This is a genomic window from Streptomyces sp. NPDC051684, assembly GCF_044453445.1.
Taxonomy (GTDB): domain Bacteria; phylum Actinomycetota; class Actinomycetes; order Streptomycetales; family Streptomycetaceae; genus Streptomyces.
The window spans coordinates 61,629-87,952 of the sequence record NZ_JBITCS010000018.1; the positions used below are offsets into that span (position 1 = coordinate 61,629).

The 26,324-nt window shown below is 70.8% G+C and carries 21 protein-coding genes; 13 read left to right on the forward strand and 8 right to left on the reverse strand.

From position 1 onward, the window contains the following. Window positions 1–10: 10 nt before the first annotated feature. On the forward strand, window positions 11–1,183 hold the full coding sequence (locus tag ACIA8D_RS22340; RefSeq protein WP_399234692.1) for a DivIVA domain-containing protein: 1,173 nt from the start codon (window positions 11–13) through the stop codon (window positions 1,181–1,183). 349 nt (window positions 1,184–1,532) lie between these two features. On the opposite strand, the gene ileS is transcribed toward ACIA8D_RS22340, so the two are convergent. Both ileS and ACIA8D_RS22350 read right to left on the reverse strand, forming a co-directional pair. Then, window positions 1,533–4,703 (reverse strand): isoleucine--tRNA ligase, encoded by a 3,171-nt coding sequence (ileS, locus tag ACIA8D_RS22345; protein ID WP_399234693.1) that lies wholly within the window; start codon window positions 4,701–4,703, stop codon window positions 1,533–1,535. Between the two features lie 375 nt (window positions 4,704–5,078). Then, complete coding sequence (locus ACIA8D_RS22350) at window positions 5,079–5,270, reverse strand: DUF1059 domain-containing protein (protein WP_399234694.1); 192 nt, start codon at window positions 5,268–5,270, stop codon at window positions 5,079–5,081. A gap of 297 nt (window positions 5,271–5,567) precedes the next feature. On the opposite strand from ACIA8D_RS22350, the gene ACIA8D_RS22355 reads away from it, so the two are divergent. The 6 genes from ACIA8D_RS22355 (at window position 5,568) to ACIA8D_RS22380 (ending at window position 11,357) form a co-directional block, all read left to right on the forward strand. Further along, window positions 5,568–6,545 carry a TraR/DksA family transcriptional regulator gene (locus tag ACIA8D_RS22355; protein WP_399234695.1) on the forward strand — a complete coding sequence of 326 codons (978 nt, stop codon included), beginning with the start codon at window positions 5,568–5,570 and terminating at the stop codon, window positions 6,543–6,545. A gap of 97 nt (window positions 6,546–6,642) precedes the next feature. Further along, complete coding sequence (gene lspA / locus ACIA8D_RS22360; protein ID WP_399234697.1) at window positions 6,643–7,251, forward strand: signal peptidase II; 609 nt, start codon at window positions 6,643–6,645, stop codon at window positions 7,249–7,251. A 96-nt stretch (window positions 7,252–7,347) separates the two neighbouring features. Beyond that, a complete protein-coding gene (locus tag ACIA8D_RS22365) occupies window positions 7,348–8,289 on the forward strand; it encodes an RluA family pseudouridine synthase (protein WP_399234698.1) in 942 nt (313 codons plus the stop codon). Further along, window positions 8,286–8,765 (forward strand): GNAT family N-acetyltransferase, encoded by a 480-nt coding sequence (locus ACIA8D_RS22370; RefSeq protein ID WP_399234699.1) that lies wholly within the window; start codon window positions 8,286–8,288, stop codon window positions 8,763–8,765. The genes ACIA8D_RS22365 and ACIA8D_RS22370 overlap by 4 nt, the downstream gene beginning before the upstream one ends. A 141-nt stretch (window positions 8,766–8,906) precedes the next feature. Then, on the forward strand, window positions 8,907–10,493 hold the full coding sequence (locus tag ACIA8D_RS22375; RefSeq protein ID WP_399234701.1) for a Na+/H+ antiporter: 1,587 nt from the start codon (window positions 8,907–8,909) through the stop codon (window positions 10,491–10,493). Between the two features lie 117 nt (window positions 10,494–10,610). After that, complete coding sequence (locus ACIA8D_RS22380) at window positions 10,611–11,357, forward strand: SDR family NAD(P)-dependent oxidoreductase (protein ID WP_399234702.1); 747 nt, start codon at window positions 10,611–10,613, stop codon at window positions 11,355–11,357. 7 nt (window positions 11,358–11,364) lie between these two features. Here the strand turns inward: ACIA8D_RS22380 and ACIA8D_RS22385 are convergent, their stop codons facing one another. Next, entirely contained in the window at window positions 11,365–12,471 is a 1,107-nt protein-coding gene (locus tag ACIA8D_RS22385) for a mechanosensitive ion channel family protein (RefSeq protein WP_399234704.1), read from the reverse strand. A gap of 61 nt (window positions 12,472–12,532) precedes the next feature. On the opposite strand from ACIA8D_RS22385, the gene ACIA8D_RS22390 reads away from it, so the two are divergent. Then, the gene (locus ACIA8D_RS22390; protein ID WP_399234706.1) at window positions 12,533–13,102 is read left to right on the forward strand and encodes a dienelactone hydrolase family protein; all 570 of its coding nucleotides are present in this window, start codon (window positions 12,533–12,535) and stop codon (window positions 13,100–13,102) included. Here the strand turns inward: ACIA8D_RS22390 and ACIA8D_RS22395 are convergent. The 4 genes from ACIA8D_RS22395 to ACIA8D_RS22410 all read right to left on the reverse strand — a co-directional run bounded on the left by ACIA8D_RS22395 (window position 13,099) and on the right by ACIA8D_RS22410 (window position 17,818). Then, window positions 13,099–14,742, reverse strand: a complete 1,644-nt coding sequence (locus tag ACIA8D_RS22395; protein ID WP_399234707.1) for an alkaline phosphatase D family protein — start codon at window positions 14,740–14,742, stop codon at window positions 13,099–13,101. The genes ACIA8D_RS22390 and ACIA8D_RS22395 overlap by 4 nt on opposite strands. Window positions 14,743–14,826: 84 nt before the next feature. Further along, window positions 14,827–15,678, reverse strand: a complete 852-nt coding sequence (locus ACIA8D_RS22400; RefSeq protein ID WP_399234709.1) for a thioredoxin domain-containing protein — start codon at window positions 15,676–15,678, stop codon at window positions 14,827–14,829. A gap of 70 nt (window positions 15,679–15,748) precedes the next feature. After that, on the reverse strand, window positions 15,749–16,429 hold the full coding sequence (locus ACIA8D_RS22405) for a hypothetical protein (RefSeq protein ID WP_399234711.1): 681 nt from the start codon (window positions 16,427–16,429) through the stop codon (window positions 15,749–15,751). Window positions 16,430–16,492: 63 nt separating this feature from the next. Next, window positions 16,493–17,818 (reverse strand): DUF2252 domain-containing protein, encoded by a 1,326-nt coding sequence (locus ACIA8D_RS22410; protein WP_399234713.1) that lies wholly within the window; start codon window positions 17,816–17,818, stop codon window positions 16,493–16,495. Between the two features lie 289 nt (window positions 17,819–18,107). On the opposite strand from ACIA8D_RS22410, the gene dnaE reads away from it, so the two are divergent. Beyond that, entirely contained in the window at window positions 18,108–21,647 is a 3,540-nt protein-coding gene (gene dnaE / locus ACIA8D_RS22415; protein ID WP_399234715.1) for a DNA polymerase III subunit alpha, read from the forward strand. A gap of 81 nt (window positions 21,648–21,728) precedes the next feature. On the opposite strand, the gene ACIA8D_RS22420 is transcribed toward dnaE, so the two are convergent. Then, window positions 21,729–21,899, reverse strand: a complete 171-nt coding sequence (locus tag ACIA8D_RS22420) for a hypothetical protein (protein ID WP_399234717.1) — start codon at window positions 21,897–21,899, stop codon at window positions 21,729–21,731. A 279-nt stretch (window positions 21,900–22,178) separates the two neighbouring features. On the opposite strand from ACIA8D_RS22420, the gene ACIA8D_RS22425 reads away from it, so the two are divergent. The 4 genes from ACIA8D_RS22425 to ACIA8D_RS22440 all read left to right on the forward strand — a co-directional run bounded on the left by ACIA8D_RS22425 (window position 22,179) and on the right by ACIA8D_RS22440 (window position 26,319). Then, window positions 22,179–23,435: an NYN domain-containing protein gene (locus ACIA8D_RS22425; protein WP_399234719.1), complete on the forward strand. Its 1,257-nt coding sequence runs from the start codon at window positions 22,179–22,181 to the stop codon at window positions 23,433–23,435. Between the two features lie 197 nt (window positions 23,436–23,632). Further along, window positions 23,633–24,613, forward strand: a complete 981-nt coding sequence (locus tag ACIA8D_RS22430; RefSeq protein ID WP_399234720.1) for an ABC transporter ATP-binding protein — start codon at window positions 23,633–23,635, stop codon at window positions 24,611–24,613. A gap of 5 nt (window positions 24,614–24,618) precedes the next feature. Beyond that, window positions 24,619–25,428 carry an ABC transporter permease gene (locus ACIA8D_RS22435; protein ID WP_399234870.1) on the forward strand — a complete coding sequence of 270 codons (810 nt, stop codon included), beginning with the start codon at window positions 24,619–24,621 and terminating at the stop codon, window positions 25,426–25,428. A 198-nt stretch (window positions 25,429–25,626) separates the two neighbouring features. Beyond that, a complete protein-coding gene (locus tag ACIA8D_RS22440; protein WP_399234722.1) occupies window positions 25,627–26,319 on the forward strand; it encodes a DUF2567 domain-containing protein in 693 nt (230 codons plus the stop codon). The last annotated feature ends 5 nt before the right edge of the window (window positions 26,320–26,324 follow it).

The window sequence follows — 26,324 nt, forward strand, 5'->3', positions numbered from 1 at the left end:
AGGTGAAGAGATGCCGTTGACCCCCGAGGACGTGCGGAACAAGCAGTTCACGACCGTCCGCCTCCGAGAAGGCTATGACGAGGACGAGGTCGATGCCTTCCTCGATGAGGTCGAAGCCGAACTGACCCGTCTTCTCCGAGAAAACGAAGACCTGAGGGCGAAACTCGCCGCAGCCACCCGTGCCGCTGCCCAGAACCAGCAGCAGGGCGGCATGCGCAAGGGCCCCGGCGGTCCCGGTGGGCCTGGCGGCCCCGGCGGTCCCGGTGGGCCCGAGGGTCCGCAGGACCAGCAGCAGGGTCCCCCGCAGGGCATGCGAGGCCCGGGCGCCCCGGTGCCCGCGGGTATATCGGGCCCGCCGCAGCAGCAGATGGGCGGCCCCATGGGTGGCCCGCCCCAGCTGCCGAGCGGTGCCCCGCAGCTGCCGGCCGGTCCTGGTGGACACGGTCCGCAGGGTGGCCCGCAGGGTCCCGGCCCGATGGGCCAGGGTCCGATGGGCCAGCAGCCGCAGCTGGGCGGCCCGATGGGCGGTCCCATGGGCGGCCACGGCGGCCCGCAGCTGCCGCAGCCCGGTCAGGGCCCCGGTGGCGACAGCGCCGCCCGTGTCCTCTCGCTGGCTCAGCAGACCGCCGACCAGGCGATCGCCGAGGCCCGCTCCGAGGCGAACAAGATCGTCGGCGAGGCGCGCAGCCGTGCCGAGGGTCTTGAGCGTGACGCCCGTGCCAAGGCCGACGCCCTGGAGCGGGACGCGCAGGAGAAGCACCGCGTCGCGATGGGCTCCCTGGAGTCCGCCCGCGCCACGCTGGAGCGCAAGGTCGAGGACCTGCGCGGCTTCGAGCGCGAGTACCGCACGCGTCTGAAGTCGTACCTGGAGTCGCAGCTGCGCCAGCTGGAGACCCAGGCCGACGACTCGCTGGCTCCGCCGCGTACCCCGGCGACCGCGAGCCTGCCGCCGTCCCCGGCGCCTTCCATGGCTCCGGCCGGTGCGGGTGCGCCGTCCTACGGCGGCAACCAGTCGATGGGTGGCAACCAGCAGAGCGGCGGTCCGTCGTACGGCGGCGGCCAGCAGCAGATGTCGCCCGCGATGACGCAGCCGATGGCTCCGGTGCGGCCCCAGGGCCCGTCGCCGATGGGTCAGGCTCCGTCTCCGATGCGTGGCTTCCTCATCGACGAGGACGACAACTGAGCGGCGCGTGTGCGTAGCGCCTGGTAGTAGCTAGGCGTCGGCATTCATTCAGGCCTCGGCCCGGATCGTTTCTGCGATCCGGGCCGAGGCCTTTTTGCGGTCGGGTGGGGGGGCGGTCAGGTGTGCGCAGGGGGTACGAAACGCCGAAGGGCAGTCTCACCAGAAAAACGTTTCTGGTGAGACTGCCCTTGGATCGTGACGGTCGACCGTCCCTCGGCCTCGGGGCTCTGCCCCGGACCCCGCGCCTCGATCGCCGGCGGGGCTTGATGTGCCCAGCGGGACTTGAGATGCCGGGCGGGCTTGTCAATCAAGCCCGCCCGGCGATAGAGGACCGGGGGGCCGGGGGCGGCTACACCTTGTGGAGGCCGAAGGTGAGGCTCAGGCCCTCGTCGGTGAAGGTGGAGCCGTCCGGCTCGGCCTGGGCGAAGTCCGTGGCCAGGACCTCGTCGGCGATCAGCTCGGCGTGCTCCGAGAGGGCCGAGATCACCGCCGGGTCCGTCGACGTCCAGCGCAGGGCGATCCGGTCCGCCACGTCCAGGCCGCTGTTCTTGCGGGCCTCCTGGATCAGGCGGATCGCGTCACGGGCCAGGCCCGCCTGCCGCAGCTCCTCCGTGAGCTCCAGGTCGAGCGCCACCGTGGCGCCGGAGTCCGAGGCCACGGACCAGCCCTCGCGCGGCGTCTCCGTGATGATGACCTCGTCCGGGGCGAGGTCGATCTTCTCGCCGTCGACCTCCACCGCGGCGTTGCCCTCGCGCAGGGCCAGGGAGAGCGCCGCGGCGTCCGCGTTCGCGACCGCCTTCGCCACGTCCTGGACGCGCTTGCCGAACCGCTTGCCGAGCGCCCGGAAGTTCGCCTTGGCGGTGGTGTCCACCAGGCTGCCGCCGACGTCCGAGAGCGAGGCCAGGGAGGAGACGTTCAACTCCTCCGTGATCTGGGCCTGCAACTCGGGGGAGAGACCGGCGAAGCCTGACGCCGCGACCAGTGCGCGGGAGAGCGGCTGGCGGGTCTTGACGCCCGACTCCGCGCGCGTGGCGCGGCCGAGCTCGACGAGCCGGCGGACCAGCGCCATCTGCGTCGACAGGGTCGGGTCGATCGCCGAGGTGTCGGCCTCCGGCCACGACGACAGGTGGACCGACTCCGGGGCGTCCGGCGTGACCGGGACGACCAGGTCCTGCCACACCCGCTCGGCGATGAACGGCGTGAGCGGCGCCATCAGCTGAGTGATCGTCACCACAACGTCGTGAAGGGTGCGCAGCGCGGCCTTGTCGCCCTGCCAGAAGCGGCGGCGTGAGCGACGCACGTACCAGTTCGACAGGTCGTCGACGAAAGCGGAGAGGAGCTTGCCGGCGCGCTGGGTGTCGTAGGCCTCCAGGGCCTTGGTGACCTCGTCCGTGAGCAGGTGCAGCTCGGACAGCAGCCAGCGGTCGAGCACGGTGCGCTCGGCCGGGGCCGGGTCCGCCTCGCTGGGCGCCCACTGGGACGTACGGGCGTACAGGGCCTGGAAGGCGACTGTGTTCCAGTACGTGAGGAGCGTCTTGCGGACGACCTCCTGGATCGTGCCGTGGCCGACGCGGCGGGCCGCCCACGGGGAGCCGCCGGCCGCCATGAACCAGCGCACCGCGTCCGCGCCGTGCCGATCCATGAGCGGGATCGGGTCCAGCGTGTTGCCCAGGTGCTTGGACATCTTGCGGCCGTCCTCGGCGAGGATGTGGCCGAGGCAGACCACGTTCTCGTAGGACGACTTGTCGAAGACGAGCGTGCCGACCGCCATCAGCGTGTAGAACCAGCCGCGCGTCTGGTCGATGGCCTCGGAGATGAACTGCGCCGGGTAGCGGGACTCGAACAGTTCCTTGTTCTTGTACGGGTAGCCCCACTGTGCGAATGGCATGGAACCCGAGTCGTACCAGGCGTCGATGACCTCGGGCACGCGCACCGCTTCGAGGGAGCAGCCCTCGTGGGTGCAGGTGAACGCGACGTCGTCGATGTACGGGCGGTGCGGGTCCAGGGACGACTGGTCCGAGCCGGTCAGCTCGGTCAGTTCCGCGCGGGAGCCGACGCAGGTGAGGTGGTTCTCCTCACAGCGCCAGATCGGCAGCGGGGTGCCCCAGTAGCGGTTGCGGGAGAGCGCCCAGTCGATGTTGTTCTGCAGCCAGTCGCCGAAGCGGCCGTTCTTGACCGTGTCCGGGAACCAGTTGGTCTTCTCGTTCTCCTGAAGGAGACGGTCCTTGATGGCCGTGGTGCGGATGTACCAGGACGGCTGCGCGTAGTAGAGCAGCGCCGTGTGACAGCGCCAGCAGTGCGGGTAGCTGTGCTCGTACGGGATGTGCTTGAAGAGCAGACCGCGGGTCTGGAGGTCCTCGGTGAGCTGTTCGTCCGCCTTCTTGAAGAAGACGCCGCCGACCATCGGGACCTCGGGGCCGAACGTGCCGTCGGGCTGCACCGGGTTCACGACCGGCATGCCGTACGAGCGGCAGACCTTGAGGTCGTCCTCACCGAAGGCGGGGGACTGGTGGACCAGACCCGTACCGTCCTCGGTCGTCACGTACTCGGCGTTGACGACGTAGTGCGCCTCGCCCGCGTCGGCCGGACTGTGCCCATTGGTTCCCTCGCTGACGCTCGGGAACTCCACGAGCTCGAACGGACGTTGGTACTTCCAGCGCTCCATCTCGGCGCCGGTGAAGGACTCGCCGGTCGTCTCCCAGCCCTCGCCGAGCGCCTTCTCGACGAGCGGCTCGGCGACGACGAGCTTCTCCTCGCCGTTCGTGGCGACGACGTACGTCACGTCGGGGTGCGCGGCGACGGCCGTGTTGGACACCAGGGTCCAGGGCGTCGTCGTCCAGATCAGGAGCGCGGCCTGGCCCGCCAGGGGACCGGAGGTGAGGGGGAAACGTACATAGACCGAGGGGTCGACGACCGTCTCGTAGCCCTGCGCAAGCTCGTGGTCGGAGAGGCCGGTGCCGCAGCGCGGGCACCAGGGGGCGACGCGGTGGTCCTGGACCAGCAGGCCCTTGTTGAAGATCTCCTTCAGCGACCACCAGACCGAGTCGACGTACTCCGGGTTCATCGTCCGGTACGCGTCGTCGAGGTCCACCCAGTAACCCATGCGGGTCGTCAGGTCGGAGAAGGCGTCGGTGTGCCGGGTCACGGACTCGCGGCACTTGGCGTTGAACTCGGCGATGCCGTACGCCTCGATGTCCTTCTTGCCGCTGAAGCCGAGCTCCTTCTCGACCGCCAGCTCCACCGGGAGGCCGTGGCAGTCCCAGCCCGCCTTGCGGGCCACGTGGTAGCCGCGCATCGTGCGGAACCGGGGGAACACGTCCTTGAAGACGCGGGCCTCGATGTGGTGGGCGCCCGGCATGCCGTTGGCCGTGGGCGGGCCCTCGTAGAACACCCACTCGGGGCGCCCCTCGGACTGCTCCAGGGTCTTGGCGAAGATCTTCTGCTCGTCCCAGAAGTCGAGCACCGCGTGCTCGAGGGCGGGCAGGTCGACCTGGGCGGGCACCTGGCGGTACTGCGTCATCAGTCTTCCTCCGGCGGATCTGCCTTCTTCCGTCGGAGGGACGAGAGTCTGCTGCGCCGTGTGCGGCGCGCTCCCGCGGTACCACCCTCCTTGGCCCGCCGGGGCGTGGTGCGCTCCGGTGAGCCCCCTCATTGGGGTCGCGATGCCGGGTCTACTGGCCCGCGGGTCTCCTCGCGGGCTTTCTTCCGGCGGCTCCGGGGTGATCTTCGCGTCGCGCTCGCCGCCGGGCTTCCACCGTCCCCGGTTCGCTCTTGGCTGCGTACGCCGCTACTCGGCCCCATCCACGCTTTTCGCTCCGCCCAGTGTACGGCGCCCGGGGCGGGGCGGCCGACCGGTTTTGCGAGGGGCGGTGGAGGGGGTCGGGAGCGGGGCGGGTCAGGCGTGCAGCGGGATCTCGTCCTTGAGTCCGGCGCGGACCATCTCCCGCAGCTCGGGCCCGTCGGCGTGACCGTGCACGGAGGCGGCGTGCTCGGAGGCGGCGCGCACGACCTCTTCCTCCTCGCCCGCGATGGTGAGCGTGCAGTTCATCTCGCTGGGCATGTCCCGGCAATCGGCTACTTTGCGCATGATGATGCACCTTCTGCCCTTTTGCTCAATTCTATGCCCGGGAGGGGGCGGCGGAGCCGGTCGTTGGGGCGGCGTCCGCCCGTAGGTGGCCTCGCCGGGGGAGTAACCCGAATGGCGACACGGCGCGCGCCGACGGGTGCGGTACGGGGTGCGGCGGATTACCGGGCGGGGAGCTGGGCACAACGCTTGCAAGCTGAGCCGCGACGGGTGTCCGTCCCGTTGCCGCGGGCCCGGAGTCGATTTATCGTCCCAGCACGATTCGCGAGCAAGATCACAAATTGTGAAGGGGCCGCGACCATGGTGGCGAAGAAGACCGCCGTTCATCAGTCGGAGTCCGGGAGAACCACGGGCGCGGCGAAGGCTTCGACGTCGGCGACGTCGAAGGCCGAGGAGACACCCACGGGCAAGAAGAAGGCGGCCGCCGCGTCGCGCGCGACCGCCACGGGAGCGGACGCCGCGAAGCCGGCTCCGGAGAAGGCCGCGACAAAGAAGGCGGCCGTGACCAAGACGGCGGCCGCGGCGAAGAAGACCACGGCCAAGAAGACCGCGACGAAGAAGAGCGCCACCAAGAAGACCGCCGCCAAGAAGGCTGCCGTCAAGCCGGCCGGAGCCGCGGGGGCGGAGGGCAAGGGCTCGGATTCGGGGAAGGCCGACACCCCCGCCGCGGCATCGGCCGGCACGGGGGAGAAGGAGAACGGCGTCGGCCGGACGGGCGGGCGCAAGGGCGCGAAGAAGACGGTCGCCTCCGCGGCCGAGGACGCGGCCGAGGCCGCGAAGACGACGGGAGCCACGACAGTGGTTGCGAAGAAGACTCAGGGCACGGCCACGGCGACCAAGAAGCCGGGCGCGGTTCCCAAGGCGCGCGGCACCGCCGAACCCGGTGAGCTGGCCGTCCGTCCGGGCGAGGATCCCTGGACCCCGGAGGAGGCCGAGGAGGCGCGCGCCGAGCTGCAGACCGAGGTGCTGCGGCTCGGGAGCGAGATCGCGTCCGCGGAGGAGGGCCTCGCGGGGCTGATGCGCGACTCCGGGGACGGAGCCGGCGACGACGACGCGGACACCGGCACCAAGAACATCACCCGCGAGCACGAGATGGCGCTCGCGGCCAACGCCCGGGAGATGCTGCTCCAGACCGAGCGCGCCCTGGAGCGCCTCGACGCGGGGACGTACGGGCTCTGCGAGAACTGCGGGAACCCGATCGGGAAGGCGCGCATGCAGGCGTTCCCGCGCGCGACCCTGTGCGTCGAGTGCAAGCAGAAGCAGGAGCGCCGTTACTGAGTGATCGCCGCGCCCGTACAGGGGCACCGGCCCATGGGGGCGCGGCCCCGCGTGCCGTACTCTCGTCCTCAGTCAGGTACGAGGTTGAGGGACTCACGTGGCAGAGGCGGAGCGCATCATCGGTACGCCGGATTCCCCGGACACGGGGGCAACCGAGCCGGAGCAGGCCGAGAAGCCGGTTCCGGAGCAGGCCGAGGAGCAGGTCCAGGACCGGCCCAAGGGCAGGCGGCGGATCGCCGCGCTGTTCGTCGTGGCCGCGCTCGCCTACGTCCTGGACCTGGGCAGCAAGCTGGTCGTCGTGGCGAAGCTCGAGCACCGCGACGCCATTCACCTCATCGGTGACTGGCTGCAGCTCGAGGTGATCAGGAACCCGGGCGCCGCCTGGGGCATCGGCGAGGCCTTCACGATCATCTTCACCCTGATCGCGGCCGCCGTGATCGTCGTGATCGCACGGCTCGCCCGCAAGCTCTACAGCACGCCCTGGGCGATCGCCCTCGGCCTGTTGCTCGGCGGGGCGCTCGGCAACCTCACGGACCGGATCTTCCGGGCGCCGGGCGTCTTCGAGGGCGCCGTGGTGGACTTCATCGCGCCGAAGCACTACCCGGTGTTCAACCTCGCCGACTCGGCGATCGTGTGCGGCGGCATCCTGATCGTGCTGCTCTCCTTCCGTGGCATCGACCCGGACGGGACCGTCCACAAGGACTGAGCGCAGGGACCGGGCATCGGTCGGAAGGCAGGGACTGAGCCCCAGGTCACGGGGCTCAGGTGCGGGAGTGTCGGTGGGCTCCTGCATACTCGATGGGTGAGCACGATTCCCGAGGTCCGCACCCTGCCCGTACCCGACGGCCTGGAGGGCGAGCGCGTAGACGCCGCCATCTCGCGCATGTTCGGCTTCTCCCGCACCAAGGCCGCCGAGCTCGCCGCCGCCGGAAAGGTCGCGGTCGACGGCTCGGTCGTGGGCAAGTCCGAGCGGGTGCACGGCGGCGCCTGGATGGAAGTGGAGATGCCGCAGGCGCCCGCCCCCGTGCAGATCGTCGCCGAACCCGTCGAGGGCATGGAGATCGTGCACGACGACGACGACATCGTCGTGATCATGAAGCCCGTCGGGGTCGCCGCCCACCCCAGCCCCGGCTGGACCGGCACCACCGTGATCGGCGGGCTCGCCGCGGCCGGGTACCGGATCTCGACGTCCGGCGCCGCCGAGCGCCAGGGCATCGTGCACCGGCTCGACGTGGGCACGTCGGGCCTGATGGTCGTCGCCAAGTCGGAGCGGGCGTACACGTCGCTGAAGCGCCAGTTCAAGGAGCGCGTCCCGGACAAGCGGTACAACGCGCTGGTGCAGGGTCACCCCGACCCCATGAGCGGCACCATCGACGCCCCGATCGGGCGGCATCCGAACCACGACTACAAGTGGGCCGTGACCGCCGAGGGCAAGCCCTCCGTCACGCACTACGACCTCATCGAGGCCTTCCGTGCCGCCTCGCTCCTCGACATCAAGCTGGAGACGGGGCGCACGCACCAGATCCGCGTCCACATGTCGGCGCACCGGCACCCCTGCGTCGGCGACCTGACGTACGGCGCGGACCCCACGATCGCCAAGCGCCTCGGCCTCACGCGGCAGTGGCTGCACGCGGTGCGGCTCGGCTTCGAGCACCCGGCGGACGGCCAGTGGGTCGAGTTCGAGAGCGCCTACCCGGAGGACCTGCAGACGGCCCTGGACCGGGTCAGGGCGGAGAGCGCATGAGCACGCCCGGTCCGGCGTACGTGACCCGTGTCGTCGAGGACGAGGCGGACCGGCAGGCCTGTTTCGCCGTGCGCAAGGAGGTCTTCGTCGTCGAGCAGCGGGTTCCCGAGGACCTCGAGTACGACGCGTACGACGCCACGGCCGTGCACGTCCTGGCCGTCCGGCGGGACGGGGAGCCGCTCGGCACCGGGAGGCTGCTGACGGGCGAGGCCGCCGCCGTGAAGAACGGCGGGGCGGCGGACGTCGGAGCTCTCGGGCGGCTCGCCGTGACGAAGGCGGCGCGCGGCCTCGGCGTCGGCGCCGCGCTGGTCCGGGCCGTCGAGGACGCGGCCCGCGCGCGCGGACTCGCCGCCGTGGACCTGCACGCGCAGACGCACGCGCTGGGGTTCTACGAGCGCCTGGGATACGTCGCGTACGGGCCCGAGTTCCTCGACGCCGGCATCGATCACCGCGCCATGCGGAAGGCGCTCGTCTAGACGGTCGCGACGGCGCGGCGTCGGGTCCGCGCGGCGTCGCGGCTTCCCGTCCGCGGGTCCCAAAAGACCGGTTTGATCTGAAGCGCGTGGCACTCTTGAGGCCGGAACGCACATGATCGTCGAGTCTGGTCGGAGTCCCCGGTGGATCAATTGGCCCTGCTGTTCGTGCTGTTGCTCGGGGCCGTGCTGACCGTCCCGATCGGTGACCGGCTCGGCCTGCCGTCCCCGGTCCTGATGACCCTGCTCGGCATCGCCCTCGCGCTGATCCAGGCGGTGCCGAATGTCGACATCAACCCGGATCTGATCCTCCCGCTCGTGCTGCCACCGCTGCTCTACGCGGCCGTGCACCGCACGTCCTGGCGGCAGTTCGCGGCCAACAAACGGCCGATCTTCCTGCTCGCCGTCGCCCTGGTCTTCGTCACCACGGCCGCGGTCGCCTTCGTCGCCGACGCGATCGTGCCGGGCCTGCCGGTCGCCGCGGCCGTCGCGCTCGGCGCTCTGGTGGCGCCGCCCGACCCGGTCGCCGCGACCGCCGTCGCGGGCCAACTGGGCCTGCCCCGGCGCATGGTGTCGATCCTGGAGGGCGAAGGTCTGTTCAACGACGTGACCGCGATCGTGCTGTACCACGTCGCGATCGCCGCCGCCGTCAGCGGCACCTTCTCGATGCCGCACGCCGCGCTGGAACTCGTCCTGTCCGCGGTCGTGGCCATCGCGGTCGGCTGGGGGCTCGGCTGGGCCGCCAACAAGCTCATCGGCTATCTCGGCGACGCCACGCTCCAGATCGGCCTCACGCTGCTGATCCCCTACGCCTCGTACGTACTCGCCGAGGAGCTCAAGGGCTCGGGCGTGCTCGCGGTCCTGACCACGGCCATGTTCCTGGCCGAGCACGCATTCGACGCCGACGACGTGCTCACCAGGCTGACCGGGCGGGCCTTCTGGGACGTCGTGGACACCCTCGTCACGGGCGTCGCGTTCGGCCTCATCGGCCTGGAGGTGCACAACGTCGTGCGGACCGCGGAGGGCCGCTGGGGCGAGATGCTGGGCTGGGCGGGAGCGGTCGTCGGCGTCGTCATCGTCGTACGGCTGTTGTGGCTGCTGCCGATGACATGGGTGACGCGAAGGATGCACCTGCGGCGCGACGTCGACGAGGACATCCCGGTCAGCTGGCGAGAGACGGTCGTCATGTGGTGGGCCGGAATGCGCGGGGTGGCCTCGGTGGCCCTGGCCCTCGCCATCCCGCTGACCATGGACGACGGCTCGCCCTTCCCGCAGCGGGACGAGATCGTCTTCCTGGCGTTCGGGGTGATCATGGCGACCCTGGTGCTCCAGGGCCTGAGCCTGCCGTGGCTGGTGCGCAAGCTGGGGGTGCGCAGCGACGACACCGCCGAGCGGGAGTTCGAGCGGGAACTCGCCCTGCGGGCCGCGAAGGCGGCGAAGCGGCGGCTCAAGGAGATCGAGGAGGTCGAGGAGCTGCCGGAGGAGGTGCAGGAGCAGATGGTGCGGCGCGCCTACGACATCGGCCTGCGCATCAACCCGGAGATCGGCGCGGACGAGCGCCGCGAGAAGCAGACCAAGCGGGTCGCCCGGATCAAGCGGATCCGCCGGATCCAGGCGGAGATGATGTCGGCGGCCCGCCACGAGGTCCTCTCGGCCCGCAGCGAACCGGGCTCCGACCCGGAGGTGGTCGACCGGGTGCTCAGGAAGCTGGATGTGCGCAGTCTGCGCTAGGGCCTGTCTTCAATCTCCCGTCGTCGCCCGGAGGGCGGCGTCGCGGCGCAGACGGAAGATTGAAGACAGGCCCCAGAGATCTGCGCGGGGACCGCGTGGCGATCTAGGCTCGTGTGCATGGCACGCAACGTGATGATTACCGGAGGCGGCACGGGGATCGGTCTCGCGACGGCTCAGGCCTTCGCCGCGGAGGGCGACAAGGTGCTGTTGGTCGGGCGGCGGATCGAGGTCCTGGAGAAGGCCGATGTGCCCGGCGCGATGAAGTACCCGGCCGATCTCGGCACGGTCGAAGGGGCGCGCGGCGCCGCCGGTTTCGCGCTCGAGGCGTTCGGCGGCACGGTCGACGTGCTCGTGCACAGCGCCGGCGGGTTCGCCGGCCGCAGCGACCCGGCGCCGGAGGGAGCCGATCCGCTGGACGCCGTCGCACACGACTGGAACGCCAACTTCCGCATCAATACGCTCACTTCGGTGCTGCTCACCGAGGCGCTGCGCGAGCACCTGACCTCGCCGGGCGGCCGGATCGTCTTCGTGTCCTCCATCGCCGCCCTGCGCGGCTCGAACCAGGGCTCGTACGGCGCGGCCAAGGCGGCCCTGCACCCGTACACGTACGACCTCGCCAGGCAGCTCGGCCCGCGCGGCATCACCGTGAACGCCGTCGCGCCCGGTTACATCGAGGACACCGAGTTCTTCGGGCCCGCGATGTCCGAGGCGGAGTACCGGCGCCGGGTCGACGCCACCCTGACCGGCCGCGCGGGGACGCCCGACGACATCGCGGCCACCGTGCTGTGGCTGGCGGCGCCGGGCGGCGGCCATGTCAGCGGCCAGATCGTCCAGGTCAACGGCGGGGAGCTCCTGGGGCGTTAGAAGGGCCCTAGCCCCGGCCCGTGCGGGGAGCGCGGCCGTTGCGGCTGAGGACGTGGGCCGGGAGGGAGTCCGACTCGTCCGGGGCGACCAGGGCCGTCGCCGTGTTGATCCGCGGCAGCGCGTACGGGTGGTGATCGGTCAGCCAGCGCACCAGCTGCTCGCGGACCGTGACCCGCACCGTCCAGATGTCGTCCGCGTCCTTGGCCGTGACCAGGGCGCGGACCTGGAGCGTGCTGGGCGTCGTGTCGGTGACGGCGAGGCCCCAGTCGCGGCCGTCCCAGGCGGCGCACTCGCGCAGGATGTCGTGCAGCTTCTCGCGCATCTCGGGCACGGGCGCGCTGTGGTCGAGGTGGAAGAAGACGGTGCCGGTCATCTGGGCTCCGCCGCGCGACCAGTTCTCGAACGGCTTCGACGTGAAGTACGACACCGGCATCGTGATGCGGCGCTCGTCCCACGTGCGCACGGCGAGGAAGGTGAGGGTGATCTCCTCGACCGTGCCCCACTCGCCGTCCACGACCACCGTGTCCCCGATCCGCACCATGTCGCCGAAGGCGATCTGCAGGCCCGCGAACAGGTTGCCGAGCGTGGACTGCGCGGCGACACCGGCGACGATGCCCAGCAGGCCCGCCGAGGCCAGCAGTGAGGCCCCCGCCGCCCGGAAGGACGGGAACGTCAGGAGCATCGCGGCCACCGCGACCACGCCGACGACCGCGATGACGACGCGTTGGATCAGGGTGACCTGGGTGCGCACGCGGCGGACCCGGGCCGGATCGCGCTGGGCGGTGGCGTACCGGGCGTAGGACGACTCGACTATGGCGGAGGAGATCCGGACGGCGAGCCAGGCGGTGGCGCCGATCAGGATCAGGTTGAGCGTTTCTCCAATGGCGCCGGCGTTCCCCCTCGTGAGGTGCGCCTGGTCGTACGAGCCCCTCAGCAGCGCCGCGCAGAGCACGAGCTGGAGCGGCAGCCGGCAGCGGCGGAGCAGGCCCCACAGCGGCGTCTCGTGGTGGCGCTGGTCGGTGCGTTGCAGCAACCGGTCGACCGCCCACCCCACCAACAGCGTGAGCACGACCGAGCCACCAATGACGATCAGTGGACGCAGTACGTTCTCCATGCCACGACGGTAACCGGGATCGGACGCGGCTAACCTGCGGGGTCCTGGCACCATGGAGCCCATGAACATCATGCTTTTCCATTCGGCGTTCGGATTGCGGCCCGCCGTCGAGGCCGCCGCCGACCGGCTGCGCGCCGCCGGGCACGAGGTGTGGACCCCTGATCTCTTCGAGGGCCGCACGTTCGACACCGTCGAGGAGGGCATGGCCTTCAAGGACGAGATCGGCAAGGACGAGCTGCTCAAGCGCGCCGTCCTGGCGGCCGCGCCCTATTCGGACCGGGGCCTCGTCTACGCCGGGTTCTCGTTCGGCGCCGCGACCGCGCAGACCCTCGCCCTCGGCGACGACAAGGCGAAGGGGCTGCTGCTCCTGCACGGCACGTCCGACATCGCGGAGGGCGTCGCCGTCGACGAGCTCCCGGTCCAGCTGCACGTCGCCGAGCCCGACCCGTTCGAGACGGACGACTGGCTGACCGCCTGGTACCTGCAGATGGGCCGCGCGGGAGCCGACGTGGAGGTCTACCGGTACGCCGGGGCGGGCCACCTGTACACGGACCCCGACCTTCCGGACTACGACGCGGAGGCCGCCGAGGCCACCTGGCGGGTGGCGCTCGGCTTCCTCGAAACCCTTTAGGCCACTGGCGCGTCCGCCCGTTCGACCTTCTGGGTGCCGGTGCGGGTGCGGTACGAGCGCTGCCAGGCCGACGTCGCGTTCCGGTCCGCGCGGTCGGAGACGACGTGGAAGTCCATCTGGGCGCGCTCGGCGGTGACGTCCAGGACGCCGTATCCGTGGCGGTCCATGTCCAGCCAGCGCACGTGCCGGTTGGCCGCCTTGACGGCGCCCTCGGCGACCGTGGAGAGCGTGTCGGGGGCGACGTGCAGGATGTCGTCCAGGTTGTCGGAGGTCACCGACGTGACCACGAACTCCGTCGCGGCCGAGGGCGACAGCGGGTACGTCGCCGCCTTGACCGGCACGTCGTTGGCCCACGCCATGTGGATGTCGCCGGTCAGGAAGACGGTGTCGCGGACGGCGTTGTCGCGCAGGTGGGAGATGAGTTCGGCGCGGTCGTGCGTGTAGCCGTCCCACTGGTCGACGTTGATCGCCAGGCCCTCCTTCGGGAGGCCGAGCAGCTCGGCGAGCGGGCCGGCGATGTGGGCGGGCAGCGAACCGAAGGCGACCGGCGAGATCATCACCGAGGTGCCGACCAGCTTCCAGCGCGCGTCGGACGCGGTGAGTCCCGACTTCAGCCAGTCGAGCTGGGCGCGGCCGGTGATCGTACGTTCCGGGGAGTCCACCGAGCCGTTGCCGACGCTCGTCTGCTCCGAGCGGAACGAGCGCAGGTCGAGGAGGTGCAGGTCGGCGAGCGAGCCGAATCTGAGCCGTCTGAAGACCGTGCCGGCGGTGGACGGGCGGACCGGCATCCACTCGAAGTAGGCCTGCTTCGCGGCCCGCCGGCGCGCCGCCCAGTCGCCCTCGGTGTCCGGCGTGTGGTTCTCCGCGCCGCCCGACCAGGCGTCGTTGGCGAACTCGTGGTCGTCCCAGATCGCGATCAGCGGGTGCGCGGCCTGCATCGCCTGGACGTCGGCGTCGGTCTTGGTCTGGCCGTGCCGGGTGCGGTAGTCGGCGAGCGAGACGATCTCGTGGGTGGGCCGGTGCTGCCGGACCGTGTAGTCGGCGGTCGGGTACTCGCCCGTCTTGTACTCGTAGAGGTAGTCGCCGAGGTGCAGGACCGCGTCCAGGTCCGTGCGGGCGGCCAGGTGCCGGTACGGGGAGAAGTAGCCGGCCTCCCAGTTCGCGCAGGAGACGACGCCGAGGCGCAGCCCGTCGGGGGAGGCGTCGGTGGCGGGGGTGGTGCGGGTGCGGCCCACGGGGGAGCGGACGGCGTCCACGGAGAAGCGGAAGTAATAGGCGGTCGCCGGGCGCAGGCCCCTTACATCGGCCTTGACCGTGTGGTCGGACGCGGCGCTCGCGGTCACGGTGCCCCGGCCGACGATCCGGCGGAAGTCCTTGTCCTCGGCTATCTCCCAGCTCACCCGCGTGTCGGCGCCCTGGCCGGAGCCGGGCACCGCCGCGGCGTCCGGCGTCACACGCGTCCACAGCAGGACCCCGTCGGGCAGCGGATCGCCGGACGCGACGCCGTGCAGGAACGCGGGGGCCGCGGCGGCGTGGGCGGGAGCCCCGGCGGCGAGCGGGGCGGCGAGCGCGGCACCCGCGGCCGCGGCCTTGACGACCGTGCGACGGGTCGGGGCGTGTTCATGGAATCGACTGGTCACAGCCGGTCAGACTACTGACCGGTAGATGCAAAGAGCGGGCGAATCCGAAAGGTTCGCCCGCTCTTCATCAACCCTCGGCCACCGTCAGCCCTTCAGGGCCTTCTCGGTCGCGGTCTTGTACTCGGCCACGGTCATCGGAGCGTTCTGGCCGTCCGAACCGGTCAGCTTCTTGCCGTCCATGACCAGGCTGGGCGTGCCGGTGACCTGGTCCTTGTTGGTGTCGAAGGACTTGGACATCTTCATGGCCCAGTCGTCGTACGTGCCGTCCGTGACGGCCTTCTGGAACGCCTTGTTGCCCTTGAGCGAGTCGACGGTGTCGGCGATCTTGATCAGGTAGTCGTCGTCCTTGAACTTGTCGTCGCTCTCCTCGGGGTGGAACTTCGCCGAGTAGAGCGCCGTCTTGAAGTCGAGGAAGGCGTCCTGGCTCACGTTGAGGGCCGCGCCGAGCGCGCTCAGCGCGTTCTTGGAGCCCTCGCCGTTGGTGCCGACCTTGCCGTCGCCCGAGCTGTCGCCGTCGAGGAACGTGCCGCCGACGTACTGGAGCTTGAACTTGCCGGCCTCGACGTCCTTGTGGAGCTGCGGGCCGACGGTCTGCTCGAAGGAGGCGCAGACCGGGCAGCGCGAGTCCTCGTAGATCTTCATCGTCTTCTTGGCGTCGGCCTTGCCGATGACGACGGTCGTGCCGTCCTTGCCCGAGGTGTTCTTGGGCGCCTTCACGGCGGAGGACTTGGCGTCCATCGCCGTCTCCCAGTGGGAGGGCTTGTTGGCCTGCATCACCGCGTAGCCGACGCCGCCGGCTATCGCCAGGACCGCGACGATGGAGACGCCGACGATCGCCTGCCGCTTCGTCTTGTCCCGCTTGGCCTGGCGCTCGCGTTCGGCGCGCAGCCGCTCGCGGGCCGCGGACTTCGCCTGCTGGGTGTTGCGCTTGCTCATGGTCGTACTCCGTAGGTAAGTGACATGCGTCAAAAGGACTGCCGTGCCGGGAGCCCGAGCCGGACGTGGCTCAAGCGGCCGGGCACGGCGGCCCGCGCCGTCCTACGGAGTGCACCCAGAGCCGGGTGCGGGAGGCCGGTACGCGCGTGGCGGGGCGCGGCAGCCGGATGCCCGGCTCGCGCCGGACGGTGACCGCGGCGAACGCGATGAGCAGCGGCCGGAACGCGAAGGCGGCGACCGCGCGCAGTAGTTGGGCCAGGGCCTGCTCGCCGCGGCGCAGCCAGGCGGCCGCGAGCAGGCCGACCGCGACGTGCGCGGCGAGCAGCAGCCAGGAGGCCGCCGGGTCGGTGTGCGCGAAGAGGGCGGCGGCCCGCTCCGTGCCGCCGCCCGTCATCCGGGCCAGCGGGGTGCCCACGTTCCCGGCGCACAGCACGTCGAAGCCGAACTGGCGCAGCGGTCCTGCGACCGGGCCGCCGGCCTGTCCGTAACAGATGTGCTGGCCGGTCGTGAAGACCGTGTCGGCGGTCAGTTCCAGGGGGACGAGCAGGGCGGCGATCCGGCCGAAGCCGCGCTCGCGTCCCGCCAGCGCGTACGCGATCACGAAGACGGCCGCGGCGACGGCCGCGGCCGTCGTGAGCGGCAGCGGGGCCCGGGACAGCAGCACGTGCGACGCGACGGAGAGCGTCACGACGCATGCCGTGAACAGCGCCGCGCGCGTCACTCGTAGCTGGGTCCCGGATATGTCGTCCATCGCGGCAGAGTGTGCCATGGGTTCCTGTAGGCGACGCCTAAAGGGGCCCATTCACAGCATCCTTCACAGACCCGGGATCCGACCGTTGCGGAACAGGTCCACGAAGATCTGGTGGTCCGCACGCGCGCGTGCCCCGTAGAAGTGCGCGAAGTCGACCAGGAGGGGCGCGAAGCCCTCCTCGTCGGCGGCGATGGCCGCGTCGATGGCGCGCTCGGTGGAGAAGGGCACCAGCGACTCGCCGGACTGGTCGTCCGCCGCCGCGTGCATCGTCGCCGTCGCCCGGCCGAGGTCGGCGACGACCGCCGCGATCTCCTCCGGATCGTCGATGTCGCTCCAGTCCAGGTCCACCGCGTACGGCGAGATCTCGGCGACCAGCTGCCCGGCGCCGTCGAGCTCCGTCCAGCCCAGCCACGGGTCGGCGTGCGCCTGCAGGGCGCGCTGCGAGATGACCGTGCGGTGGCCCTCGTGCTGGAAGTAGCCGCGCACCGCCGGGTCGGTGATGTGCTGCGAGACGGCCGGGGTCTGCGCCTGCTTCATGTAGATCACGACATCGTTCTCCAGGGCGTCGCTGTTGCCCTCCAGAAGGATGTTGTACGAGGGCAGGCCCGCGGAGCCGATGCCGATGCCGCGGCGCCCGACGACGTCCTTCACCCGGTACGAGTCGGGGCGCGCCAGGGAGGCATCCGGCAGCGTCTCCAGGTACCCGTCGAACGCCGCGAGCACCTTGTAGCGCGTCGCCGCGTCCAGCTCGATGGAGCCGCCGCCCTCGGCGAAGCGGCGCTCGAAGTCGCGGATCTCCGTCATGGAGTCGAGCAGACCGAAGCGGGTCAGCGAGCGGGCGTCGCGCAGCGCCTCCAGGAGCGGCCCCTCAGCCGTGTCCAACGAGAAGGGCGGCACCTCGTCGCTCTTGGCGCCGGTCGCCAGCGCGTGGATGCGCTCGCGGTAGGCCGCCGCGTACGTGCGCACGAGGTCCGTGATCTGCTCGTCGCTCAGCGCCTTGGAGTAGCCGATCAGCGCGACGGAGGCGGCGAAGCGCTTGAGGTCCCACGTGAAGGGGCCCACGTACGCCTCGTCGAAGTCGTTCACGTTGAAGATCAGGCGGCCCGTGGAGTCCATGTACGTGCCGAAGTTCTCCGCGTGCAGGTCGCCGTGGATCCACACCCGGCTGGTGCGCTCGTCCAGGTAGGGCCCACCGTGCTGCTCCCGCTCCACATCCCCGTAGAACAGGCAGGCCGTGCCCCGGTAGAACGCGAAGGCCGAGGCCGCCATCTTGCGGAACTTGACCCGGAAGGCCGCGGGGTCGGCGGCGAGGAGCTCGCCGAACGCGGTGTCGAAGACGGAGAGGATCTGCTCGCCGCGCTGCTCAGCGGTGGGCTGCGGTTCCGACATCGCTGGGTGCCTCCTGGTGCGGGATGGTCCGGTGCGCCGTACTGACGCGTGGGACAGATGTTCTGATCTGTCCAACGCCCGACCGTACTCCGGAGTGCCCGCCCACCCGTCACCCGGCCACCGCCCCTCATCGAGACGCTGCGCGTCGCCGTAATCGTCTGCGATGTCAGTGACCGGTCGTAGACTTCCAAGCTGTCCCCCAGGCCCGCCCGTCACCCGACCACCACCCCTCAACGAGGCGCTGCGCGCCGCCCCTGTTGAATCGTGTTTTCCATTGGAGGCCCCCACCGTGTCCAAGCCGCCCTTCACGCACCTGCATGTGCACACCCAGTACTCGCTGCTGGACGGTGCGGCGCGGCTCAAGGACATGTTCAAGGCCGCCGGCGACATGGGCATGACGCACATCGCGATGTCCGACCACGGCAACCTGCACGGGGCGTACGACTTCTTCCACACCGCGGAGAAGGCGGGCATCACGCCGATCATCGGCATCGAGGCGTACGTCGCCCCGGAGTCCCGGCGCAACAAGCGGAAGGTCCAGTGGGGCCAGCCGCACCAGAAGCGCGACGACGTCTCCGGTTCCGGTGGTTACACCCACAAGACGATGTGGGCGGCGAACAGCACGGGGCTGCACAACCTGTTCAAACTGTCCTCGGACGCGTACGCGGAGGGCTGGCTGCAGAAGTGGCCGCGCATGGACAAGGAAACGCTCTCCCAGTGGAGCGAGGGCATCATCGCGTCCACCGGCTGCCCCTCCGGTGAGTTGCAGACCCGGCTGCGCCTCGGTCAGTTCGACGAGGCGGTCAAGGCGGCCGCCGAGTACCAGGACATCTTCGGCAAGGACCGGTACTTCCTGGAGCTGATGGACCACGGGATCGACATCGAGCACCGGGTCCGCGAGGACCTGCTGCGGGTCGGCAAGAAGGTCGGCATCCCGCCGCTGGTGACGAACGACTCGCACTACACGTACGCGAACGAGGCGACGGCGCACGACGCGCTGCTGTGCATCCAGACCGGCAAGAACCTCTCCGACCCGGACCGCTTCCGGTTCAACGGCACGGGCTACTACCTGAAGTCGACGGACGAGATGTACGCCATCGACTCCTCGGACGCCTGGCAGGAGGGCTGCGCCAACACGCTCCTGGTGGCCGAGCAGATCGACACGACCGGCATGTTCGAGAAGCGCGACCTCATGCCGAAGTTCGACATCCCGGAGGGCTTCACGGAGGTCACCTGGTTCCAGGAGGAGGTCCGGGTCGGCATGAACCGCCGCTACCCGGGCGGCGTCCCCGAGGACCGCCAGAAGCAGGTCGAGTACGAGATGGACATCATCATCCAGATGGGGTTCCCGGGGTACTTCCTGGTCGTCGCCGACTTCATCATGTGGGCCAAGAACAACGGCATCGCGGTGGGCCCCGGCCGTGGTTCCGCGGCCGGTTCGATCGTCGCCTACGCCATGGGCATCACCGACCTCGACCCGATCACGCACGGCCTGATCTTCGAGCGGTTCCTCAACCCCGAGCGCGTCTCCATGCCCGATGTCGACATCGACTTCGACGAGCGCAGGCGCGTCGAGGTGATCAGGTACGTGACCGAGAAGTACGGCGCCGACAAGGTCGCCATGATCGGCACCTACGGCAAGATCAAGGCCAAGAACGCGATCAAGGACTCCGCGCGCGTGCTCGGCTACCCGTACGCGATGGGCGACCGCCTCACCAAGGCCATGCCCGCCGACGTCCTCGGCAAGGGCATCGACCTCTCCGGCATCACCGACTCCTCGCACCCGCGCTACTCGGAGGCGGGCGAGATCCGGGGGATGTACGAGAGCGAGCCGGACGTCAAGAAGGTCATCGACACCGCCAAGGGCGTCGAGGGCCTGGTCCGGCAGATGGGTGTGCACGCGGCCGGCGTCATCATGTCCAGCGAGCCGATCGTCGACCACGCCCCGCTGTGGACCCGGCACACCGACGGCGTGACGATCACGCAGTGGGACTACCCGCAGTGCGAGTCGCTCGGCCTGCTGAAGATGGACTTCCTGGGCCTGCGCAACCTGACGATCATGGACGACGCCGTCAAGATGGTGCGGTCCAACAAGGGCATCGACCTGGAGATGCTCGACCTCCCGCTGGACGACCCGAAGACCTTCGAACTGCTCTGCCGCGGTGACACGCTGGGCGTCTTCCAGTTCGACGGCGGGCCGATGCGCTCGCTGCTCCGCCAGATGCAGCCCGACAACTTCGAGGACATTTCCGCCGTCTCGGCCCTGTACCGGCCGGGCCCGATGGGCATGAACTCGCACATCAACTACGCGGAGCGCAAGAACGGCCGGCAGGAGATCACGCCGATCCACAAGGAGCTCGAAGAGCCCCTGAAGGACACGCTCGGCCTGACCTACGGCCTGATCGTGTACCAGGAGCAGGTGCAGAAGGCCGCGCAGATCGTCGCGGGCTACTCGCTCGGCGAGGCCGACGTGCTGCGCCGCGTGATGGGCAAGAAGAAGCCCGAGGAACTGGCGAAGAACTTCGTCCTCTTCCAGGAGGGCGCGAAGAAGAAGGGCTTCTCCGACCAGGCGATCCAGGCTCTGTGGGACGTCCTGGTCCCGTTCGCGGGCTACGCGTTCAACAAGGCGCACTCCTCCGCGTACGGCCTGGTCACCTACTGGACCGCGTACCTGAAGGCGAACTACCCGGCCGAGTACATGGCCGCCCTGCTCACGTCGGTGAAGGACGACAAGGACAAGTCGGCCGTCTACCTCAATGAGTGCCGGCGCATGAAGATCAAGGTCCTCCCGCCGGACGTGAACGAGTCGGTGCACAACTTCGCCGCCCAGGGCGACGACGTGATCCTCTTCGGCCTGGAGGCGGTCCGCAACGTCGGGTCGAACGTGGTGGAGTCGATCGTCCGGGCCCGCAAGGCGAAGGGGAAGTTCACCTCGTTCCCCGACTACCTGGACAAGATCGAGGCCGCGGCCTGCAACAAGCGGACGACGGAATCGCTGATCAAGGCCGGCGCCTTCGATCAGATGGGACACACCCGCAAGGGCCTCACCGCACAGTACGAGCCGATGATCGACAACGTCGTGGCGGTGAAGCGCAAGGAGGCCGAGGGACAGTTCGACCTCTTCGGCGGCATGGGCGAGGGGGAGAGCGACGAGCCGGGCTTCGGCCTCGACGTCGAGTTCTCCACCGACGAGTGGGACAAGACGTACCTGCTCGCCCAGGAGCGCGAGATGCTCGGCCTGTACGTCTCCGACCACCCGCTCTTCGGCCTGGAGCACGTGCTGTCCGACAAGGCGGACGCGGGCATCGGCCAGCTCACCGGCGGTGACTTCGGGGACGGCGCGGTCGTCACCGTCGGCGGCATCATCTCGGGCCTCCAGCGCAAGATGACCAAGCAGGGCAACGCCTGGGCGATCGCGACCGTCGAGGACCTCGCCGGTTCCATCGAGTGCATGTTCTTCCCGGCGACGTACCAGCTGGTGTCGACGCAGCTCGTCGAGGACGCCGTGGTGTTCGTGAAGGGCCGCCTCGACAAGCGCGAGGACGTGCCGCGCCTGGTCGCCATGGAGATGCAGGTCCCCGACCTGTCGAACGCGGGCACCAACGCGCCGGTGATCCTCACCATCCCCGCTCTGAAGGTGACCCCGCCGATGATCAGCCGGCTCGGCGAGATCCTCACCAACCACCGGGGCGACAGCGAGGTGCGGATCAAGCTCCAGGGGCCGCGCAAGACCACGGTGCTGCGGCTCGACCGGCACCGGGTGAAGCCCGACCCGTCGCTCTACGGCGACCTGAAGGTGCTGCTCGGCCCGGCCTGCCTGACCGGCTGACCGCACCGAGACACGCGCGAGGGGCGCACCCGGACTTCCGGGTGCGCCCCTCGCTGTGTGCCAACTTCCCTGCGAGGCGCCTCAGTTGTGACCGAAGCGACGCTCGCGGTGCCTGCGGGCCACGTCGCCCGGAGTCGCCTCCACGGCCGACTTGGCCTGGGCCTCCATGGCCGAGGACCGGGCCTGCTCGTCCGGGCGGGCCTGCTCGGACGACTTCTGCTGATGGCGGTTCTGCTTACGGTTCTTGGCCATGGTGATCTGCCTCCTGCGGGGGATCTAGGGGCCAGGGCCGGCTTCAGATTCACACAGGCGGAGGAAGAACGCATTTCGGAGTATTACCGTTCGTAACGGGTGTCGGTTGTCGCGTGCCCGTCCCGGGTTCACGGCTTCCGCCACGCCGAAGATCCAGTTCGGGCCGTTAACCCCCGCGCGGTCGGGCAGACTCGAAGGAAACCCGAAGCGAAGCCGCGGGAGCCGTCCCGCGGAGCGTGTCCGGACTGTTGGCAAGTCGGCGGAAAGAGGGTGGATCCCGTGGATCGTTGCATCGTTCTGGTGGATGCCGGATATCTGCTGGGGGCCGCGGCGAGCCTGCTCGCGGGTGAGCCCTCCCGCTCCCGGATCCATGTCGACCACGCCGCCCTCATCCAGGGTCTGCGCGAACGCGCCGAGGCCGAGACCGGCCGGGAGCTGCTGCGGATCTACTGGTTCGACGGGGCGCCCGACCGGGTGCCGCAGCCCGAGCACCGGCGGCTGCGGGTGATGCCGCGGGTCACCGTCCGGCTGGGCGCGCTGACCCGGAGCGACGGGCGGTGGGCGCAGAAGGGCGTCGACGCGGCGATGCACGCGGAGCTGACCGAGCTGGCCCGCAACCGGGCCTGCTCGGACATCGTGCTCGTGACCGGGGACGGGGACCTGCTGCCCGGCATGATGGCCGCCAAGGAGCACGGTGTCGCCGTCCACCTGTGGGCCGTGCAGGCCGCCGACGGGGACTACAACCAGTCCGAGGACCTGGTCGCCGAGGCCGACGAGCGGCGGGTGCTCGACCGGGCCTGGATCACCAAGGCGGTACGCGCCAAGGAGCTCGGCGGGATCTGCGCCCCGCCGCCCGTGCCGCGCCCGGAGATCGCCGCGATTCTGTCCGCGCCGCTGCCCGAGTCGGCGCTCTCCTCCGCGGGGCGTCCCGTGGAGGAGCCGGGGGAGGCGGCGCCCAGGCAGCACGACCCGGCCGCGGGCGGTGAGAACGGTGCGGTGGCTTCGGCGGCGTCGGCCTCGGAGGAGGAGCGGGTCGGGGCCGGCAAGGGCGTTCCCACGCCCAAGGACCTCGCCGCGCTGCGCGGTCCCGGGGCGCAGGTCGCCCAGCATCCCGCGAACGCGACGCTGCGGTGGTCGTCCGACAAGGGGTGGGTCGAGCGGCCCGGAGGCGGCGGGGAGCCCGCCGATGTGGCGTCCCTGCCGACGTTGGCGCAGCTCACCACGGCCGAGCAGCGGTGGGCCGACCGCGAGGAGGACATCACCGCGATCGGCGGGGACCCGTACGAGGTCGGGCAGGTGTTCGCGCGGCGGTGGCGGGAGCGTCTTGGGGACCAGGTGCAGTTGCAGAAGCTTTCGACCATGTATCCGCGGGTGCCGCACCGGATCGACGGCGAGCTGTTGCGGTACGCGGCCAGGTTCGGGCTGCTCGCGCACAAGGACGACCAGATCGACGAACACGACCGGTATGCGATCCGGGCGGGCTTCTGGCGGGAGATCGACATCCGCACGGCCGAGCATGCGGCTGCCGCCGATTAGCCGTCACCGTGGTTGCGGCCTCGGGGCTCTGCCCCGGACCCCGCTGCTGCGGAGATGGTGCGACCGGGGCCGGGGCGGAGCCACGCGTGGGAAATGTCCCGCCCCGCGTGCAATCGTGAACGCCGGACCCCGTAGGCTCGTTCCTCGTGAGTATGCGCACCGATGACGTTGCCCCGAAGCGTAATGCGGGCGCTGTCGTGTGCGCGGTGCGAGGGCTCAAGAAGACGTATCCGGCCTCGCGCGGGCGCCGCGGCACCCCCGGCACCCCGGAGCTGCGGGCCACCGACGACGTACGGCTCGACATCGGGCGCGGCGAGATCTTCGGGCTCCTCGGGCCGAACGGCGCGGGCAAGTCCACCCTCGTACGGCAGCTGACCGGCCTGATGCGCCCCGACTCGGGAAGCGTCGAGATCCTCGGGCACGACATCGTGCGGCACCCCGAGCGCGCCTCCCGGATCCTCGCCTACCTCGGGCAGGAGTCGACCGCGCTGGACGAGCTGACCGTCGCGCTGGCCGCCGAGACCACCGGGCGGCTGCGGGGACTCTCCCTGAAGGACGCGCGCGCCGCGCGCGACGAGGTGCTCGAAGAGCTGGGGCTCACCCCGCTCGCCGCCCGCCCGATCAAGAAGCTGTCCGGCGGCCAGCGCCGGCTCGCCTGTTTCGCGGCCGCGCTCGTCGGTGAGCGGCCGCTGCTCGTGCTCGACGAGCCGACCACCGGCATGGACCCCGTGGCCCGGCGCGCCGTATGGTCCGCCGTGGACCGCCGCCGTGCCGAGCGCGGCACCACCGTGCTGCTGGTCACCCACAACGTGATCGAGGCCGAGACGGTGCTGGACCGCGTGGCCGTGCTCGACCAGGGCCGCGTGATCGCCTGCGACACCCCGGCCGGCCTCAAGGAACGCGTCGCCGGCGAGGTGCGCGTGGAACTCGTGTGGCGCCAGGAGGCTCCGGTGCAGCTCGACGAGGTGGCGCGGCTGCGCGCGCACGCCGTTGAATCCGGGCGGCGCTGGTCGCTGCGGCTCGCTCCGGACGCGGCCCGCTCCGCCGTCGCCGCCGTCACCGGCGGACCGGCCTTCGACTTCCTGGACGACTTCACGCTCGCGACGCCGAGCCTGGAGGATGTGTACCTGGCGCTCGGCGGAAGCCGCAGCGGCGTGAAGGGCCTGGTGAAGGCGTGAGTGTCATTCCCGTCGAGGCGGCTCCGGCCCGCCAGGCGTCCGCGCCCGAGGAGACCGAGGAACTGCTCGCGCCGCGGGCCCGTTTCCTGCCCTCGCTCGCTGCCGTCTACCGGGCGCAGCTCAGCCGGGCCCGCGTGGCCCGGATCCCGCTCCTGTTCGTGGCGACGTTCCAGAGCATCGGCATCATGATCCTGATGCGCGGCGTCGTCGGCCAGGGCGGGCGTGAGGCGCAGGCCGTGGTGGCCGGGTCCGCGGTGCTCGTCGTCGCGTTCGTCGCGCTGAACCTGCTCGCCCAGTACTTCGGGCAGCTGCGGGCGGCCGGCGGCCTCGACCACTACGCGACGCTGCCGGTGCCGCCCGCCTCCGTGGTGCTCGGCGCCGCGGGCGCGTACGCCTCGTTCACCGTGCCGGGGACCGTGGTCACCGCGGTCGTCGGCTGTGTGATGTTCCAGCTGCCGCTCGCCCACCTGTGGGTGCTGGTCGCGGTGATCCCGCTGGCGGGCGCCGCCCTCGCCGGTCTTGGCGCCGCGCTCGGGCTGCTCGCGCCCCGGCCGGAACTGGCCACGCTGCTCGGCCAGTTGGGCATGTCCGCGGCGCTGCTGCTCGGCGTGCTTCCGGCCGACCGGATGCCGGAGTTCGTGCAGTGGGCGCGGGACCTGCTCCCGTCGACGTACGGGGTCGAGGCGTTCGCGCGGACCTTCGCCGAGCACCCCGACTGGGGCGTCGTCCTGCTCGACCTGGGCGTCTGCGCGGCCGTCGGCGTCGCCTCGCTGGCCGTGGCCACGTGGGCGTACAGGCGGGCCGCCGTCCGCTAGGACCTGCCTGGAGTTCCCCCGCGGCGTCGCAACGCTGGGCACGCACGCTCGCTGCGTTGCCGGAGCGCCCGAATAGCTCCGCTATTAGGGCGCTCCGGCGCCTTGCGATCGCACGCACCCAGCGCCGCTCCTTGCTCCACGGGGGAACTCCAGGCAGGCCCTGACGCGCCGCACAGCGACGCCTGGCACGATGGCAGGGTGACCGCACCGCTGACACCGCCACCCCATCAGCCCCCGCACAACAACGGGCACAGCGACCCCTGGCAGGCCCCCGACCCCATGACCGGACATCTGCCGCCCGCGCCCGCCGCCCCGCAGGAGCACGAGGAGGACGGTCCGGGGCTCCGGGCCGAACTGCGCGAGGCCGCCGTCGTGACGGTCGGCGTCGCGGTGGTGGGGCTCGCGCTGGGCGCGCTGTGGCTGTGGCTCGCGCCCCGGGTCCCGCTGGTCTCGGACGCCTCGGCGGTCTACCTCAAGGACACCGAGGGTGAGCAGGCCATCGGCATCGACGGCACGTTCGCCCTGCTCGGTCTCGCGTTCGGCGCCGTCACCGGCGCCGCCGTCTTCCTGTGGCGCAGGCGCGGGGGCGTACCGCTGGTCGTGGGGCTTGCCCTGGGCAGCCTGCTCGGCGGGGTGCTCGCCTGGCGCTTCGGCATCTGGCTCGGGCCGACGCAGAACGTCGCCGCGCACGCCAAGGAGGTCGGCAAGGGCGTGGTGTTCGACGCCCCCCTGGAGCTGAACGCCAAGGGGGCGCTGCTGGCGTGGCCGCTGGCCGCGCTGGTGGTGCACCTGGGCCTCACCGGCCTGTTCGGGCCGCGGGACCCGGACCCGTACTTCGCGACGCCGTACGGGCCGCAGAGTGACGGCTCCGCCACGCCCACGGCCCCGTAGGCTCA

Excerpts from the sequence above, each read along its gene's own strand:
- ACIA8D_RS22355 (WP_399234695.1), top strand. The coding sequence starts at position 5,568 with ATGGTGGCGAAGAAGACCGCCGTTCATCAGTCGGAGTCCGGGAGAACC.
- ACIA8D_RS22380 (WP_399234702.1), top strand. The coding sequence starts at position 10,611 with ATGGCACGCAACGTGATGATTACCGGAGGCGGCACGGGGATCGGTCTC.
- ACIA8D_RS22410 (WP_399234713.1), bottom strand. The coding sequence starts at position 17,818 with ATGTCGGAACCGCAGCCCACCGCTGAGCAGCGCGGCGAGCAGATCCTC.
- ACIA8D_RS22405 (WP_399234711.1), bottom strand. The coding sequence starts at position 16,429 with ATGGACGACATATCCGGGACCCAGCTACGAGTGACGCGCGCGGCGCTG.
- ileS (WP_399234693.1), bottom strand. The coding sequence starts at position 4,703 with ATGACGCAGTACCGCCAGGTGCCCGCCCAGGTCGACCTGCCCGCCCTC.
- ACIA8D_RS22340 (WP_399234692.1), top strand. The coding sequence starts at position 11 with ATGCCGTTGACCCCCGAGGACGTGCGGAACAAGCAGTTCACGACCGTC.
- ACIA8D_RS22370 (WP_399234699.1), top strand. The coding sequence starts at position 8,286 with ATGAGCACGCCCGGTCCGGCGTACGTGACCCGTGTCGTCGAGGACGAG.
- ACIA8D_RS22420 (WP_399234717.1), bottom strand. The coding sequence starts at position 21,899 with ATGGCCAAGAACCGTAAGCAGAACCGCCATCAGCAGAAGTCGTCCGAG.
- ACIA8D_RS22350 (WP_399234694.1), bottom strand. The coding sequence starts at position 5,270 with ATGCGCAAAGTAGCCGATTGCCGGGACATGCCCAGCGAGATGAACTGC.
- ACIA8D_RS22390 (WP_399234706.1), top strand. The coding sequence starts at position 12,533 with ATGAACATCATGCTTTTCCATTCGGCGTTCGGATTGCGGCCCGCCGTC.
- ACIA8D_RS22385 (WP_399234704.1), bottom strand. The coding sequence starts at position 12,471 with ATGGAGAACGTACTGCGTCCACTGATCGTCATTGGTGGCTCGGTCGTG.
- ACIA8D_RS22400 (WP_399234709.1), bottom strand. The coding sequence starts at position 15,678 with ATGAGCAAGCGCAACACCCAGCAGGCGAAGTCCGCGGCCCGCGAGCGG.